Raw genomic sequence first — 14,780 nt, forward strand, 5'->3', positions numbered from 1 at the left:
AGCGCCGGACACTAGCCTTGGCCCAGCATGCCGCCGTCCTTGTCGTCGGCACGGTCGCCGTCGCTCTCGACGCTGGCGCCGGCCTCGCCGTTCTTGGCTGCTTCGCCGAGCATGCCGGTCTCTTCCGCGGGCTTGGGCGCGGGCTTGGGCGCGGGCTGCGTCACGCCGCCTTCGCGGTGGAAAGTTTGCGGCGGAGTCTTGGGGTCCTGGTCCATGGGACGAGAACCGCCGGCGTGTCAGGCCGGTTCCGTCAGGCTTCGCTCAGGTGCAGCAGGGGATAGGGCATGCCCGCGCTGTCCACCGGCGAGCGGCCGGTCTGACGAAAGCCCAGCTTCTCGTAGAAGCCGATGGCACGCGTGTTCTGCTCGTTGACGTCCACCCTCAGCGGCGCGCCGCGTGCGCGGGCCATGCCGATCAGCAGTCGCCCGACCCCCCGCCCATGATGGCCGGGGTCCACGAACAGGGTGTCGATCATGTCGCCGTCCAGTCCCATGAAGCCCAGGGGCCGGTCGTCCCGATCCACTGCCAGATGCAGCGACGCCTCCGGCAGATAGGCCTCGCGAACCTGGGTGCTGATGAACTCCAGGTCCTCCGGCTTGAGGAAGTCGTGCGTCGCCTCCACGGCGCTGCGCCAGATCTGGAACAGGCGGTCGGCGTCGTCGGGCCGGCTGAGGCGGATGGTGATCATGGCCGCGTTTTTAACCGCCAAGCCTGAAGGGTGGAAGGCAATGGACCAAAATTCAAACAAGTGTTTTATTTGTGCGCGAAGGAGATCGTCATGACTTTCAGCCCGCCCGACGGCTTCACGCCACATACCCGCAAGAGTCCCCTGACCGATCCGTGGGAGCCGCTTTACGCACGGACGCTGGAGGACCGCGTCCTGATCGGGCTGGAGGTGCGGGCGCCGCACGCCAACTCCCGCGGCATGCTGCACGGCGGCCTGATCGCGGCCCTGGTCGACAACGCCATGGGCCTGTCCTGCGGCCAAGTGCTGACGGCGCAGGGGACGCCGGCCGGCGGTCTCCTCACCGTGTCTCTGAACGTCGACTATCTGGGCATGGCCAAGCCGGGCCAGTGGCTGGTGTTCGACACCCATTTCGTGAAGCCGGGCAAGACCCTGTGCTTCGCCGAGGCGGGGGTGACGGCGGACGGGGCGCCGATCGCCCGCGCCCGCGCTAGCTTTAAGGTCCTGTCGGCCTAGAGGCGCCGCCTAGAGGTAGGACAGCCACCAGTCGCGACGCCGCCGTTTCACCCCCGCGAACCAGGCCGACAGGGGATAGAGCGCGGCGAGGGTCAGGGCCCAGGCGACATAGGCGCCGGCCAGGCTGAAGCCCCATCCCGCCTTCACAGCCCGGCTGGGATCGACGACGAAGTTGACCATGATCATCGGGTCGAAACCCATGGCGGCGGCGATGGCGAGCGCGCTCAGATGCAGGATGTAGAGGTGCAGCACATAGGTGAACAGCGGGGTCCGCCCGAAGGCCAGCAGCACCTTGGCCGGAAAGCCCTTCAGCCGCTCCAGCGCCAGGGACAGCAGCAGCGACACGCCCAGGGTCGCCAGCACATAGAGCAGGGACGGCGGGTACTTGGTGACGTTCAGGAACGACATGGCCGTCCGCGCCGCATCGGCCTGGCCTGACCACGGGGCGGGGTCGCCATAAAGGTTCGGCGCGCGCAGCAGGACGAAAGCCGCCAGCATGCCCAGCGCCAGGAACAGGGTGGTCCGCCGCCGCTCATCAGTCGGCTTCAGGAACAGCCCGCCCAGGCCGTAGCCCAGGAACATCACCCCAGCCCAGGGCAGCAAGGGATAGGCCACGAAGCCCAGGTTCGGGATCAGGGTCAGCTCCATCATGAAGCCCCACAGCAGGCCCCATTGGCCCAGGTCCGCCGCGTCGATCCCCGCGAGGGCCGGATGGCCGATGATGATCGCCGCGCCCAGCGCCCCCACCGCCAGCGGCGGCGCCCAGGTCAGGGCCGCCAGCAGCACCATGCTGGCCCCGATGGCCCAGATCACCTGCATGAACAGCACGGGGCCGAAATTAAAGCCCAGGCTGACGACCGCCACCTCCAGGAAGACCAGCCACAGACCGCGGGTCAGCAGGAACCGCGACAGGGTCGCCGGGCGCTTGCCGTTGACGCGCTGCAGATAGGCCGAGACGCCGGACAGCAGGACGAAGGTCGGGGCGCACAGGTGGGTGATCCATCGCGTGCCGAACACCGCCAGGTTCGACTTCACCGGATCGACCGGGTCGTAGATGAAGGCCTGGGCGTGGAAGTAGTCGCGCGCGTGATCCAGCACCATCAGGATGATCACCAGCCCGCGCAGCAGGTCGATAACGTCCAGCCGCGCCGCGCCCGACCGGGTCAGGGCCGGCTCGGTCAGCGGATCCGTCCGCTCGGCGGTGGTCGAAGTCATGGCGCGCTCCCCAGCCTATGGCGCGCGCACTTTGCGCAGACGGAACGCGGTTCGGCTAGCCGTCGTCCTCGTCATCTTCATAGCCGACCAGGGCCAGGGCGCGGGCCTTGATCCCCTGAAGCTCGCACCAGCGCAGCAAGGCCTCCTCGCGCCCGTGGGTGATCCACACCTCGCCGGGGGAAAGCTCGCTGATGGTGGCGGTCAGCTCGTCCCAGTCGGCGTGATCGGACAGGATGATCGGCAGCTCCACGCCTCGCTGGCGCGCTCGGGCCCGCACCCGCATCCAGCCCGAGGCGAAGGCCGCCACCGGATCGGGAAAGCGCCGCGACCAGCGATCCTGCAGGGTCGAGGGCGGGGCGATGATGATCTGGCCCGCGAAGTCACCCTTGGCGGCGTCGGTCGTGGCGGGGGCGAGGGAGCCGAGGTCCACGCCCTGCGCCTGGTACAGGGCGCACAGCCGCTCCAGCGCCCCATGGATATAGATGGTCCGGTCCCAGCCCGCCTCGCGCAGCAGGGCGATGATCCGTTGCGCCTTGCCCAGGGCGTAGGCCCCGACCAGATGGGCCCGTTCCGGAAACTGCTTGACCGATTTCAGCAGCTTGGCGATCTCTTCGCTATCGGGCGGGTGGCGGAAGATCGGCAGGCCGAAGGTGGCCTCGCTGATGAACACGTCGCAGGGCACCGGCTCGAACGCGGCGCAGGTGGGGTCGCGGCGGCGCTTGTAGTCGCCGCTGACCACCATGGTCAGCCCCTTCCAGCGGATCACCGCCTGGGCCGAACCCAGGACGTGGCCGGCCGGGATCAGGGTGATCTCCACCCCGTTGCGGGTGATGGTCTGGCCGTAGGCGATGGGCTCGACGGTCTGGGCGAAATCCCGGCCGTACCGCTCGCCCATGATGGCCAGGGTCTGCGGCGTCGCGGCCACGACGTTGTGTCCGGAACGGGCGTGATCCGCATGGCCATGGGTGATCACCGCGCGGTCCACCGGCCGCACGGGGTCGATGTAGAAATCGCCGGGCGGGCAGTACAGCCCGTCGGGCTTGGGACAGAGAAGGCTCTCGGGTTTCAGCACGGTCTGGATATGAACCCCTTGGGCGCTATAAGCCTAGTATGAGCGACGACCTCGAACGGTTCCGAAATCTGGCTCTCGGCATGAACAAGGGCAGCCCCCAGGCGGCGGCCCTCGGCCTTGAGACCCTGTCCATCAATCCCAGCGGCGCGGTGCTGAAGGCCCCCTATCGCGAGGAGCTGGTCGGCGACCCGGAGACGGGCGTCATCGCCGGCGGCGTGGTCACCACCCTGCTGGACCACGCCTGCGGCCAGGCGGTTCACGCGGCCATGGCGACCTGGACTTCCATCGCCACCCTGGACCTGCGCATCGACTACATGCGCCCCGCCGTGGCGGGAAAGGCCGTCCTGGCCCGCGCCCATTGCTACAAGCTGACCCGCTCGGTCGCCTTCGTGCGGGCCGTGGCCTATGACGACGATCCGGACGACCCCGTGGCCGCCGCCCAGGCCGCCTTCATGCTGGACTCCAGCGCGGGCCGAAAGGCGGGCGCCAACCTCAAGCCTCCGCGGGGCGCCCAATGACCGAGGAAAGCGACCGCCTGGCCGCCGTGCTCGGCCGTATCCCCTATGTGAAGTTCCTGGGCCTGCGCGCCGAGCTGGCGGGCGACGAGATGACCGTCATCATGCCGGCCTCGCCGCATCTGATCGGCAACCCCATGCTGCCCGCCCTGCATGGCGGTGTGCTGGGCGCGATGATGGAGGTCACCGCCATCGCTCAGCTGATGGTGGCCCAGCCACTGGTGAGCCAGCCCAAGACCATCGACGTGTCGATCGAGTACCTGCGCTCGGGTCGCCCCCTGACCACCTACGCCCGGGCCAAGCTCAACAAGGTCGGCCGCCGCATCGCCAACGTGCACGTGGAAGCCTGGCAGGAGCAGCGTTCGGCGCCCATCGCGGCCCTGCGCGGTCACTTCCTGGTCCAGCCCGAGGTGGAGGAGTAGCCGCACATCCTGCGGCTACGCCGCACGAAGCGCCTTGCAACCGCCACGGAACGGTCGCCACATCCGTCTCAACTAGGAGACGGAAACGCCATGCGTAAATTGATCGCTCTCGCGCCCCTGTTCGTTCTGGCCGGCGGCCTCGCCGCCTGCGACCGCAAGGCCGAAGCCCCGCCCACCGCCGCGTCCCAGCCCGCGGCCACGCAGTTCGCCTCGATCCGGATGGAGGTGAACACCGCCTTCCTGAACGCCGAGGAGCGTCAGGTGGTGAACCTGCTGATCCAGGCCGCCGACGTCATGACCACCATCTATGCGCGCCAGTCGGCGGGCGATGGGCCGGGTCACGGCTTCTATCCGGCCGGCATGACCAAGGCCGAGTTCGAGGCCTATCTCGCCGCCCACCCGGACCAGAGGGCCGCCCTGACCGACGGCTACACCGTGGTGAAGCGCGAGGGCGACCGGCTGACGACCGTCCCCTATTCGGTGGAGTACAAGGCCGAGCTGGAGAAGGCCGCCGCCCTGCTGGAGCAGGCGGCCGGCGTCACCACCAATTCCAGCCTCAAGAAGTTCCTGACGCTGCGCGCGACGTCCTTCCGCACCAACGACTACTTCGAGTCCGAGATGGCCTGGATGGACCTGAAGGACACCCCGATTGAGGTCGCGATCGGCCCGTACGAGGTCTACACCGACGAGATCATGGGCGCGAAGACCGCCTTCGAGGCCTTCGTCACCCTCAAGGACCCGGCGCAAAGCTCGGCCCTCGACAAGTACAAGGCCTATCTGCCGGCCATGGAGGCCAACCTCCCGGTCCCTGACGTCTACAAGAACTTCAAGCGCGGCGGAGACTCGCCCATCGCCGTGGCCGAGCAAGTGCGCGGCGGCGGCGATAATCTGCACGGCCCGCAGACCATCGCCTTCAACCTGCCCAATGACGAGCGGGTGCGCGAGGCCAAGGGCGCCAAGAAGGTCATCCTGTCGAACGTCCTGGGCGCCAAGTACGACCGCATCCTCGCCCCCATGGCCAGCCGTATCCTCGTGACTGACCAGGCCAGCCTGGTGACCAAAAAGTACATGACCCTGGAGACGCTGTTCCACGAGCTGGCCCACAGCCTCGGCCCAGGCTCCATCACCGTGAACGGCCGCAAGACCACCGTGAACGCCGAGCTGACCGACATCTACTCGGCCAGCGAGGAGGCCAAGGCCGACGTCATGGGCGCCTGGAACCTGCTGTTCATGATGCAGAAGAACGAGCTGCCGGCCGCCGAGAAGCGCCAGCTTCTGAACACCTACGCTGCCGGGATCTTCCGCGCCGTTCGCTTCGGGGCGGAGGAGGCCCACGGCCGTGGAGCCGCCCTGCAGTTCGGCTACATGAAGGCCAAGGGCGCCCTGGTCTGGGACGCCGCCGCCGGCCGCTTCCGGGTGGACGAGGTGAAGATGGAGACGGCGATCCGCGACCTGACCGCCGATCTGGTTCGGCTGCAGGCCACCGGCGACCGCGGCGGCATGGCGGCCTTCTTCGACCAGCACGCCAAGCTGGACGAGAACGCCCGCAAGGTGGTCGGCGGCCTGGGCGACATTCCCGTCGACATCGCGCCAATCTATCCGGACAAGATCTGACGGGAACGGGCGAGGGCGCTGTGCGTCCTCGTCCCTCACCATCATGGGGACGCCATGAAGACCGTGATCCTTGCCCTGGTCGTTTCGGCCAGCCTCGCCGCCGGCGCTCACGCCGCGGTGGTCGACGCCCAGCCGAACGGCTTCAAGGTCGCCGCCAGCGCCCAGGTCGCCGCGCCCCGGGACAAGGTCTGGGCCGCCCTGTCCAAGCCCGGGCAGTGGTGGAACGGCGATCACAGCTGGTTCGGCGAAGCCTCGAACCTGACGTTGGACCTGAGACCGGGCGGCTGCTTCTGCGAGGTCGCGCCGCAGGACGGCGCCGTGCACATGTTGGTCAGCTATGTGAAGCCGGGCGAGGAGCTGCGCCTGTGGGGTTCGCTCGGGCCGTTCCAGACCCTGGGCGCCGGCGGCGGCATGACGATCACCCTGGAGCCGTCGGGCCAGGGCACGAAGCTGAGTTGGGCCTATACCGTGGGCGGGTACATGCCGGGCGGTCTCGACAAACTGGCCCCCGCCGTGGACGGCGTTCTGGCCGAGCAGTTCGGGCGTCTCGGGCGCTATGCGGAGACGGGATCGGCCGAGCCCGCCAAGGCGCGCTAAACCCTTACAAAGCAGTCACTTTCTTAAATCGAGGTCATGACGCAGCCTTAACGGGACTTCGCCCGGGGTGCGGCCTATTCACTCAGTCACCGGCGCAGCGGCGCCGCCAACCAAGACTGAAGGAATACACAAATGGCCGCCCAAGTGAACAACACCGCCCTGCTCGCCACGCTCGCCCTGGCCGTGCTTCCCCTCTTCATCTTCGTGCAAGCTCTCTAAGGCTTCACGAACTCATCCAAGGAATACGACGATGTTCGCATCCGTGAACAACACCGCGCTTCTCGCCAGCCTCGCCCTGGCGGTTCTGCCGATCGCCATGTTCGTGCAGGCGGCGCTGTAAGACCCCGCCGAGGGGGCGACCAAGCCCCCTTTTCGCCCCCGCCGTTAGGGGCTACGACCGCGCCGGATACGGCTTCGATGAACAAGGCGCGCGGCATGTTGCTTTCCCAGTCCACCTGGCCCGAGATCGAGGCTTTCCTGACGCGGTCCAAGTCCGTCGTCGTCCCGATCGGCTCCAACGAGCAGCACGGCCCCACCGGCCTTCTCGGCACGGACTGGATGTGTCCCGAAATCATCGCCAATGAGGCGCAGAAGACCGCCGACATCCTGGTGGCCCCGACCTTCAACATCGGCATGGCCCAGCATCACCTAGCCTTTCCTGGCACCATCTCCCTTCGGCCCAGCACCTTCATGGCCGCCATCGGCGACTGGGTGCGCTCCCTCGCCGGGCACGGCTTCGAGCGGATCTATTTCCTGAACGGCCACGGCGGCAATGTCGCCACTATCGAGGCGGCGTTTTCAGAGATCTACGCCGACTACAGCTATACCGGCCGCAACGCCGGCTTCGCCTGCAAGCTGAAGAACTGGTGGGACCTGCCCGGCGTCCACGCCCTGGCCAACCGCCAGTTCCCCACCGGCCATGGCAGCCACGCCACCCCGTCGGAGATTGCGGTCACCCAGTGGGCCTACCCCAACGCCATCAAGACCGCCGACTATGAACCGAAGATCGCTTCCACCGGGCCGATCCGCGAGGCGCTGGATTTCCGCGCCCGCTACAAGGACGGCCGGATGGGCTCCGACCCCGCGCTCGCCACGCCGGAAAAGGGCGGCGAGCTGGTCGCCCTGTCGGCCAAGGGCCTGATCGCCGACCTAGCGGAATTCTCGGCCGAGGTCGCGCCCTAGCTCAGGCGGTGACGATCCAGCCGTCCTCGACGGTTACGGGCCAGGGCGTCAGGCTCTCGCCGGCGCAGGGACCGACGGTGCAGAGCCCGTCCTCCGGGCGAAACAGCGCCCCGTGCCCCGCGCACAGCAGGGCGTTTCCATCCCGCGTCAGATAGCGGTCCATCATCGCCAGGGGCCAGCCGGCGTGCGGGCAGGAGTCCACATAGCCGACAAGCGCCCCCGCCCGCCGGACCACGAAGCCGGCGAACATCGCCTCGTGGGTGCGGAAGCGGAAACCCTTGGCTCCCGGCTCGGCCACCTCGTCGAGGGCGCAGAGCCGGGTTCCGGCTGGCGGCTGGGCCGGGTTCAGGCCGGCTTCCCGATGGCCACGCGCCAGGGCAGGATCTCGGTGGTGGCGAAGAGGCCGGCCTTGGCGAAGGGATCGCCGTCGACATAGGCGCGCGCGGCGGCCAGGTCCTCGGCCTCGATCATCATCAGCGAACCGACGACGGTCTGGCCGTCCTCCGACAGCAGGGCGCCGGCGATGCGGAACACCTGCGGCAGGCTTTCCAGATATTCCAGATGCACCGGGCGGGTGCTCTGACGCAGGTCACCGGTTCCCGGCTTGTCCGTGGCGCGCAGCATGAAATAGGCCAAGGCTCAGTCCTCTTCTGATTTCAGGGGCCGCGACAGCAGCCCCTCGATGGCGGCGTCCACATCGACCCAACCCGACAGGATCGCATCGACGGCGGCGCAGATGGGGGTCTCGACGCCCAGCCTGGCGGCCAGGGCGGTGACGGCGGGGGCGGAGGCGACGCCTTCGGCCACCGACAGCTTGCCGGCCAGGGCCTCCTGCAACGTCTTGCCGCCGCCCAGGGCCAGGCCGACGCTCATATTGCGCGACTGCGGGCTGGAGCAGGTCAGGACCAGGTCGCCCAGGCCGCAAAGGCCTGCCACCGTGGTCGCTTCACCGCCCAGTGCCGTGGCCAGGCGGGTCAGTTCAGCGAAGCCGCGGGTGATGACGGCGGCGTGGGCGCTGCGGCCCAGGCCGCGCCCCTCGACGATGCCGCAGGCGATGGCCAGGACGTTCTTCACCGCGCCGCCAGCCTCGGCCCCGACCATGTCATCGGCCAGATAGGGACGGAAGGTCGGGGTGGCGATGGCCTCGGCCAGGGCGCGGCCGAGGGCCTCGTCCGGACAGGCCAGGGTCACGGCGGTCGGCAGGCCGCGCGCCACCTCGCCGGCGAAGCTGGGGCCGGACAACACGGCGGCGACCGCCTGCGGGACCGTCTCGGCCAGCACTTCTGTCATCAGCTTCAGCGAGCCCTGCTCCACCCCCTTGGAGCACAGCAGGACCGGCAGGCCCTCACGAGCGTGGGGCGCGAAGGCCGACAGGGTGGCGCGCATGTGCTGGGCCGGCGGCACAGCCAGCACCAGGTCGCAATCGGCCAGCTCGTCGAAATCGCTGGTGGCGTTGACCGCGTCGTCCAGTTTCACGCCGGGCAGGAACAAGGCGTTCTCGTGGGCGGCGTTGATGCCGTCGACCACCTCGGCCTCGCGGGCCTGCAGCACCACGTCCAGGCCGGCGCGGGCGCAGACCTGGGCCAGGGCCGTGCCCCACGCGCCGCCGCCGATGACTTCGGCTTTCCTCATGCTTTCGCGCCTTTTCTTCCGAAGACGTGGGTTGGGTTGGCAGCCGCCGCCGCCGCATCCAGCGGCCAGCGCGGGCGGGCGGGGGCGTCCATGCCGTCCTCAACGCCGAGAGCCAGCCTTTCGGCGCCGGCCAGGGCGATCATGGCGGCGTTGTCGGTGCAATAGGCCAGGGGCGGGGCGTCGAAGCTGAAGCCGTGCTTGTCCGCCGCCGCCTTCAGCGCCGCGCGCACGGCGCCGTTGGCCGCGACCCCGCCGGCGACCACGAAGCGCAGGATCTCGCCGGCATGGCGTTCCTTATAGTCGGCCATGGCCCGGTCGGTGCGTTCCGACAGTTGGCGGGCGATGGCGACCTGAACGGCGGCGGCCAGGTCGGCGCGCTCCTGCTCGTTGGTCACCGTGTCGGCCAGGCGCGCGGCGGCCGTCTTCAGGCCCGAGAACGAGAAGTCGAAACCCGCACGTCCCAGCAAGGCGCGGGGCAGGGTGTAGCGGCTGGCGTCTCCCGAAGCCGCCAGCTTCTCCAGCGCCGGCCCGCCGGGATAGGGCAGGCCCATGCTTTTCGCGATCTTGTCGAAGGCCTCGCCCGCCGCGTCGTCGATGGTCGTGCCCAGGCGGGTGCAAGCCCCGACCCCGGCCACTTCCAGCAACTGGCAATGCCCGCCGCTGACCAGCAGCAGCAGGAAGGGGTAGGCGACCTCGGCCCCCAGCCGGGCGGACACCGCGTGCCCCTCCAGGTGGTTCACCGCCGACAGGGGCAGGCCGCGGGCCAGAGCCACCGCCTTGCCGAACGCCAGGCCCACCATCACCCCGCCCACCAGGCCGGGGCCCGCCGTGGCGGCCACGCCGTCCAGATCCTCGAAGGACAGGCCCGAGGCGCGCATGGCCTCGGCGGCGATGGCGTCGATGCTCTCCACATGCGCGCGGGCGGCGATCTCGGGCACCACGCCGCCGAACGGCGCGTGTTTCTCGAACTGGGTGCCGATGATCGACGACAGCACTTCCACGCGCCCGTCGGCGTCGCGGCGCACGACCGCGGCGGCGGTCTCGTCGCACGAAGTCTCCAGGCCGAGAATGGTTAGGCTGGCGGTCATCGGTTGCCGGGGAACCGGCGCTCCTGTAGCAGCGGCGTCATGGTCGCCTTCATATAGGCGTTTCGAGGTAGCTTCGTCCGCATGGTCCGGCAACAGCCTTCCGTCGTCCGCATCGGCGCCCGTGGCTCCAAGCTTTCGCTCGCCCAGACCCGCACGATGCAACTGCGCATCGCCGCCGCCCTCGGCGCGCCGCCCGAGGCGGCCGACGAAGTGGCCCCGATCACGGTCATCACCACCACGGGCGACCGGGTGCAGGACCGCCGCCTGCTGGAGATTGGCGGCAAGGCGCTGTTCACCAAGGAGATCGAGGAAGCCCTCCTCGACGGCCGCATCGACTGCGCCGTCCACTCGATGAAGGACGTGCCGGCTGAACTGCCGCCGGGCCTGGTGGTCGCCGCCGTTCCGCAGCGCGAGGACGTCCGCGACGCCTTCTGCAGCAAGATCGCCGCACGCCTCGAAGACCTGCCGCAGGGCGCCGTGCTCGGCACCGCCAGCCTGCGTCGCCAGGCGCAAAGCCTGAACCGCCGGCCCGATCTGAAGATCGTCATGCTGCGCGGCAATGTCGACACCCGCCTGGCCAAGCTGGAGGCCGGCGAGGCCGACGCCATCCTGCTGGCCCAGTCCGGCCTGAACCGCCTGGGCCTGGGCGGCGTGCCCGCCAGCCAGATCGACCCGTTCGAGGCCCCGGTGGCCCCGGGCCAGGGCGCCCTGGCCATCCAGACCCGCACCGAGGACTTCCATGCCCCCTGGCTGGCGGCGCTGCGCTGCGCGGAAACGGCCCTGGCCGTGGCCGCCGAGCGCGGAGCCCTGTTCGCCCTTGAGGGCTCCTGCCGCACCGCCGTCGGCGCATACGCCCGCATCGACGCCCAGCGTCTGGATCTGGTGGTCGAGGCGCTCACGCCCGACGGCAGCCGCCGTTTCCGGCGTGAAGGGGCCGTCGTCCTGCCCGCCGAGGGTGGCGAGCGCGCCGCCGTCGAGCTGGGCCTGGAGCTCGGCGCCGCCGTCCGGGCGGAGGGCGGCGACGCCCTGATCTGGACCATCTGATCGTGGGCGCGGGGCGCAGCATCTGGATCACCCGGGCTCAGCCGGGCGCAGACGCCACCGCCGCCCGCCTTCGAGGCCTGGGTCATAAACCCATCATCCGCCCGCTGCTGTCGGTGCGGGACCTTACCCCCGACATCGACCTCGACGGTGTCGGGGCTCTGGCGTTCAGCAGCGCCAACGGCGTCCGCGCTTTCGCCGCCCTGTCGGCTGAGCGGTCCCTGCGCGCCTTCGCGGTCGGCGCCGCCACGGCCGAGGCCGCCAAGGCCGCCGGCTTCAGTCGGGTGCTGTCCGCCGACGGCGACGTCGAGGCGCTGGCCGGCGCCATCGCCGCCCGGGGGCGTGAGATCGGCGGCGACGTCCTGCACGCCGCCTCCGCCCAGCCGGCTGGCGATCTGGTCGGCGCCCTCGGCGCGGCCGGCGTCTGCGCCCGGGCCGTCGCGGTCTATGAGACGGTGGTGGAGAAGCCCGAGAAGGCCTTCCTGGACGGCTTGGGCGATATCGATCTGGCCCTCGTCCATTCGCCCCGCGCCGCCAAGGCCCTGGCCCTGATCCTCAGCCGGCGGCCCGCGCCGCGTCTTCGCGCCCTGTGCATCTCCCGCGCCGCCGCCGCGCCGCTCAAGGCGCCACAGGCCAAGGGCAAACTGGGCGGCGTCGCTTTTGCCCCGTTCCCCATCGAGACCGCCCTGCTTAATCTTATAGACAGGCAACTGGATTAGGCTGGTCGCCTCACAACTGCTGCGGCCCCGTCATGACGCTTGCGCCCGACCCGACCGAGATCACCCCGCCCAAGGATCCGACGATCTATGCGCGTCCGCGCCTTATGGGGCCGGGCTTTTGGGTGGCCATCGCGTTTGGCGTGCTGTGCATCGCCGGCGGGTACGCCCTGGCCAAGTTCGGACCGAAGCTGACCGGTCCAGGCGCCGAAAGCGAATCACCCGCCTCGTCCGAGACGCCCACCGCCGAATTGCCCAGCCGGTATCCGGCGGTCTCCGCCGATCCGCTTCCCGCGCCGGCCCCGACCCCGACCCCGACCGCTGATCCAGCCCTGGAAGGCCGCGTCTCCGACTTGGAGGCCGGCCAGACCCGCCTGACCGAGGCCGCCGGCGCCGCCCTGGCCGTGGCCGCCCTGTCCGAAGCCGCCCAGAGCTCACGCCCCTTCGACCGCGAACTGTCGCAGGTCCAGGCTGTGCTGCCCGCCTCCACCGACGTCCGCGCCCTGCGCCGTCTGGCCGAGACCGGCGCCCCGACCCGCGCCGCCCTGGCCGAGGAGCTGGAGGACGCCGCCTCGCGCGCCTCCGTCGCCGCTCGCGATCCAGGGGAGGGGGCCGGCCTGTGGGCCCGCGCCTCGCACGCCCTGGCCGCCATCGTCACCGTCCGCTACGTCGGCTCGACCAGGGGGACCAGCCCCGACGCCATGCTCGCCCGCGCCCAGCGCCTGATGGACGAGGGCGACATCGAGGGCGCGTTGCAGGTGGTGGATCGCCTGCCCGAACGCGTGCGCGTCACCCTGACCGACTGGCGCCTGCGCGCCGAGCGCCGGGCCGAGGTGGACCGTCGCATCGCCATCATCCGCGTCGAGGCCCTGGCCGATCTGGCCCAGACACGCAGGGCCTCGCGATGATCCGCACCGCCCTGGTCCTGTTCCTGGTCGCCGCGGTGGCGGTGACGGCCATGGCCCTGACAGGCGAGCCCGGCCACGCCAGCCTGACTTGGCTGGGCTGGCGGGTGGACACCACGGCCGCCGCCGCCGCCCTCATCACTCTGTTCTCCGCCCTGGCCGCGACCATGGGCTGGAAGCTCGTCCTATGGCTGATCGAGGCCCCCAAGCGCGCCGCCCGCGCCCGCGCCGAAAGCCGGCGCAAGCAGGGCATGGAGGTTCTGGCGCGCGGTTATCTGGCCGTGGCCGCCGGCGACGGCTCCGAGGCCCGCCGCCTGGCCCAGAAGGCCGTTGATCTGGCCGATGACGCGCCGGTCCTGACCCGTGTGCTCGCCGCCCAGGCCGCCGAGGCGGCCGGGGATGTCGTCGCCGCCAAGGCCGCCTACACCGCCATGCTGGGCTTTCCCGACATGCGTCTGGCCGGGTTGAAGGGCCTGATGCACACCGCCCAGGCCGAGGGCGACGAGACTGGCGCCCTGCGCCACGCCCAGGCCGCCTATGGCCTGGCCCGAACCGCCCGCTGGGCCTGGCGCGCCCTGCTGGAGCATCGGCTGGAGGCCGGCGACTGGGCCGCCGCCCTGGACCTGGTGAAAGGCGCGCAGGAGCGCAAGATCGTCCCCCCGGTGGTGGCCGACCGCACCCGCGCCGCCCTGCTGGCCGCCTCCGCCGCCCGGATGGAGAACTCAGCCGACCAACGTCAGCAGGTCCAGGCGCTGGAATTCGCCCTGCAAGCCGTGAAACTGAAGCCCGACTTCGCCCCCGGCGTGGTCATGGCGGCCCGCCTGCTGGCCGCCGACGGCAAGGCCGCGCGCGCCGCCAGCGTCCTGGAATCGGCCTGGAAGGCCTCGCCCCATCCCGCCCTGTGGTTGGCCTATCGCGACCTGAAGACCAACGAGACGCCCAAGGCCCGCGCCGCGCGGCTGATGACGCTCGTGCAGCTGAACCCCTCGGCGCGTGAAAGCCGCATCCTGCGTATCGAGCAGGCCTTGCTGGCCGGGGACCCCGTTGCCGCGCGCGCCGCCGCGCGCCTGCTGGACGCCGAGGCGCCCACCGCCCGCTTCGCCGGCCTGATGTCGCGCGTGGCCTACGCCAACGGCGACACCGACGAGGCCCGCGCCTGGATCGCCCGGGGCGCCGCCGCGCCGCAGGAGGCTGATTGGTCCGACCTGGATCCGGAAGGCCATGCCTTCGCCTATACCCGCGAGGACTGGACGCGTCTGGTCGCCACCTATGGCGAGACCGGCGAACTGATCCACCCACGCTTCGAGCGCAGCGAGCGGACGATCAGCGACCTGCCCGAATTGCCGCTGTCCTACACCGACCACGGCGACCAGGCCTCGTTCCTGAAGGCCGCCGAAAGCGGCGCCGGACTGATCCCCGTGCCTGACGATCCGGGGGCTTCGGACTATGCCGATCCAGTGAGCGAGACCCCGGCTGCGCCTCCGCCGAGCCCGCGTCGCACGCCGGGTGCGCGACGGCGCTTGGCAAACGGCCCGCGCGCCGCTAAATAGCCGCTTCCCTGGGCTCTCGGGTCCGGTGGA

Annotated in this window: 18 protein-coding genes; 10 read left to right on the forward strand and 8 right to left on the reverse strand. The window is 70.3% G+C overall.

The annotated features are described in order from the left end of the window. Positions 1-11 precede the first annotated feature (11 nt). Together ABOZ73_RS11690 and ABOZ73_RS11695 are read right to left on the reverse strand one after the other, a co-directional pair. Positions 12-215, reverse strand: coding sequence for a hypothetical protein (locus tag ABOZ73_RS11690; RefSeq protein ID WP_369058324.1), 204 nt, complete (start codon positions 213-215; stop codon positions 12-14). Positions 216-250: 35 nt separating this feature from the next. Then, the gene (locus tag ABOZ73_RS11695; RefSeq protein ID WP_369058325.1) at positions 251-688 is read right to left on the reverse strand and encodes an acetyltransferase; all 438 of its coding nucleotides are present in this window, start codon (positions 686-688) and stop codon (positions 251-253) included. 90 nt (positions 689-778) lie between these two features. Between ABOZ73_RS11695 and ABOZ73_RS11700 the strand changes: the two genes are divergently transcribed. Then, positions 779-1,201 carry a PaaI family thioesterase gene (locus tag ABOZ73_RS11700; RefSeq protein WP_369058326.1) on the forward strand — a complete coding sequence of 141 codons (423 nt, stop codon included), beginning with the start codon at positions 779-781 and terminating at the stop codon, positions 1,199-1,201. Positions 1,202-1,210: 9 nt separating this feature from the next. Here ABOZ73_RS11700 and ABOZ73_RS11705 read toward each other — a convergent pair whose 3' ends face one another. Together ABOZ73_RS11705 and ABOZ73_RS11710 are read right to left on the reverse strand one after the other, a co-directional pair. Continuing rightward, positions 1,211-2,416: a DUF1624 domain-containing protein gene (locus ABOZ73_RS11705; protein WP_369058327.1), complete on the reverse strand. Its 1,206-nt coding sequence runs from the start codon at positions 2,414-2,416 to the stop codon at positions 1,211-1,213. A gap of 55 nt (positions 2,417-2,471) precedes the next feature. Beyond that, a complete protein-coding gene (locus ABOZ73_RS11710) occupies positions 2,472-3,497 on the reverse strand; it encodes a ligase-associated DNA damage response exonuclease (RefSeq protein ID WP_369062530.1) in 1,026 nt (341 codons plus the stop codon). A gap of 29 nt (positions 3,498-3,526) precedes the next feature. Here ABOZ73_RS11710 and ABOZ73_RS11715 point away from each other — a divergent pair, with 29 nt between their 5' ends. The 5 genes from ABOZ73_RS11715 (at position 3,527) to ABOZ73_RS11735 (ending at position 7,818) form a co-directional block, all read left to right on the forward strand. Continuing rightward, complete coding sequence (locus tag ABOZ73_RS11715) at positions 3,527-4,006, forward strand: PaaI family thioesterase (RefSeq protein WP_369058328.1); 480 nt, start codon at positions 3,527-3,529, stop codon at positions 4,004-4,006. After that, on the forward strand, positions 4,003-4,425 hold the full coding sequence (locus tag ABOZ73_RS11720) for a PaaI family thioesterase (protein ID WP_369058329.1): 423 nt from the start codon (positions 4,003-4,005) through the stop codon (positions 4,423-4,425). Before ABOZ73_RS11715 ends, ABOZ73_RS11720 begins: the two co-directional genes overlap by 4 nt. Before the next feature lie 90 nt (positions 4,426-4,515). Continuing rightward, positions 4,516-6,039: a hypothetical protein gene (locus tag ABOZ73_RS11725; RefSeq protein WP_369058330.1), complete on the forward strand. Its 1,524-nt coding sequence runs from the start codon at positions 4,516-4,518 to the stop codon at positions 6,037-6,039. Positions 6,040-6,093: 54 nt separating this feature from the next. Further along, the gene (locus ABOZ73_RS11730; protein ID WP_369058331.1) at positions 6,094-6,636 is read left to right on the forward strand and encodes an SRPBCC domain-containing protein; all 543 of its coding nucleotides are present in this window, start codon (positions 6,094-6,096) and stop codon (positions 6,634-6,636) included. Positions 6,637-7,071: 435 nt separating this feature from the next. Next, positions 7,072-7,818 carry a creatininase family protein gene (locus tag ABOZ73_RS11735; RefSeq protein ID WP_369058332.1) on the forward strand — a complete coding sequence of 249 codons (747 nt, stop codon included), beginning with the start codon at positions 7,072-7,074 and terminating at the stop codon, positions 7,816-7,818. A 1-nt stretch (position 7,819) separates the two neighbouring features. Here ABOZ73_RS11735 and ABOZ73_RS11740 read toward each other — a convergent pair whose 3' ends face one another. From ABOZ73_RS11740 to tsaD, 4 genes are read right to left on the reverse strand one after another with little or no spacing between them, the layout of a single operon-like run. Further along, positions 7,820-8,116 (reverse strand): Rieske (2Fe-2S) protein, encoded by a 297-nt coding sequence (locus tag ABOZ73_RS11740; protein WP_369058333.1) that lies wholly within the window; start codon positions 8,114-8,116, stop codon positions 7,820-7,822. Positions 8,117-8,163: 47 nt separating this feature from the next. Then, positions 8,164-8,454 carry a YciI family protein gene (locus ABOZ73_RS11745; RefSeq protein ID WP_369058334.1) on the reverse strand — a complete coding sequence of 97 codons (291 nt, stop codon included), beginning with the start codon at positions 8,452-8,454 and terminating at the stop codon, positions 8,164-8,166. 3 nt (positions 8,455-8,457) lie between these two features. Further along, complete coding sequence (locus ABOZ73_RS11750) at positions 8,458-9,450, reverse strand: NAD(P)H-dependent glycerol-3-phosphate dehydrogenase (protein WP_369058335.1); 993 nt, start codon at positions 9,448-9,450, stop codon at positions 8,458-8,460. After that, complete coding sequence (tsaD, locus tag ABOZ73_RS11755; RefSeq protein WP_369058336.1) at positions 9,447-10,538, reverse strand: tRNA (adenosine(37)-N6)-threonylcarbamoyltransferase complex transferase subunit TsaD; 1,092 nt, start codon at positions 10,536-10,538, stop codon at positions 9,447-9,449. The genes ABOZ73_RS11750 and tsaD overlap by 4 nt, the downstream gene beginning before the upstream one ends. An 81-nt stretch (positions 10,539-10,619) precedes the next feature. On the opposite strand from tsaD, the gene hemC reads away from it, so the two are divergent. From hemC to ABOZ73_RS11775, 4 genes are read left to right on the forward strand one after another with little or no spacing between them, the layout of a single operon-like run. Continuing rightward, positions 10,620-11,582, forward strand: a complete 963-nt coding sequence (hemC, locus tag ABOZ73_RS11760) for a hydroxymethylbilane synthase (protein ID WP_369058337.1) — start codon at positions 10,620-10,622, stop codon at positions 11,580-11,582. Positions 11,583-11,584: 2 nt separating this feature from the next. Next, the gene (locus ABOZ73_RS11765; protein ID WP_369058338.1) at positions 11,585-12,298 is read left to right on the forward strand and encodes a uroporphyrinogen-III synthase; all 714 of its coding nucleotides are present in this window, start codon (positions 11,585-11,587) and stop codon (positions 12,296-12,298) included. Between the two features lie 32 nt (positions 12,299-12,330). Then, positions 12,331-13,203, forward strand: coding sequence for a COG4223 family protein (locus ABOZ73_RS11770; protein ID WP_369058339.1), 873 nt, complete (start codon positions 12,331-12,333; stop codon positions 13,201-13,203). After that, positions 13,200-14,750 (forward strand): heme biosynthesis protein HemY, encoded by a 1,551-nt coding sequence (locus ABOZ73_RS11775; RefSeq protein WP_369058340.1) that lies wholly within the window; start codon positions 13,200-13,202, stop codon positions 14,748-14,750. Before ABOZ73_RS11770 ends, ABOZ73_RS11775 begins: the two co-directional genes overlap by 4 nt. Positions 14,751-14,780: the final 30 nt, after the last annotated feature.

Source organism: Caulobacter sp. 73W (assembly GCF_041021955.1).
Classification (GTDB): Bacteria; Pseudomonadota; Alphaproteobacteria; order Caulobacterales; family Caulobacteraceae; genus Caulobacter.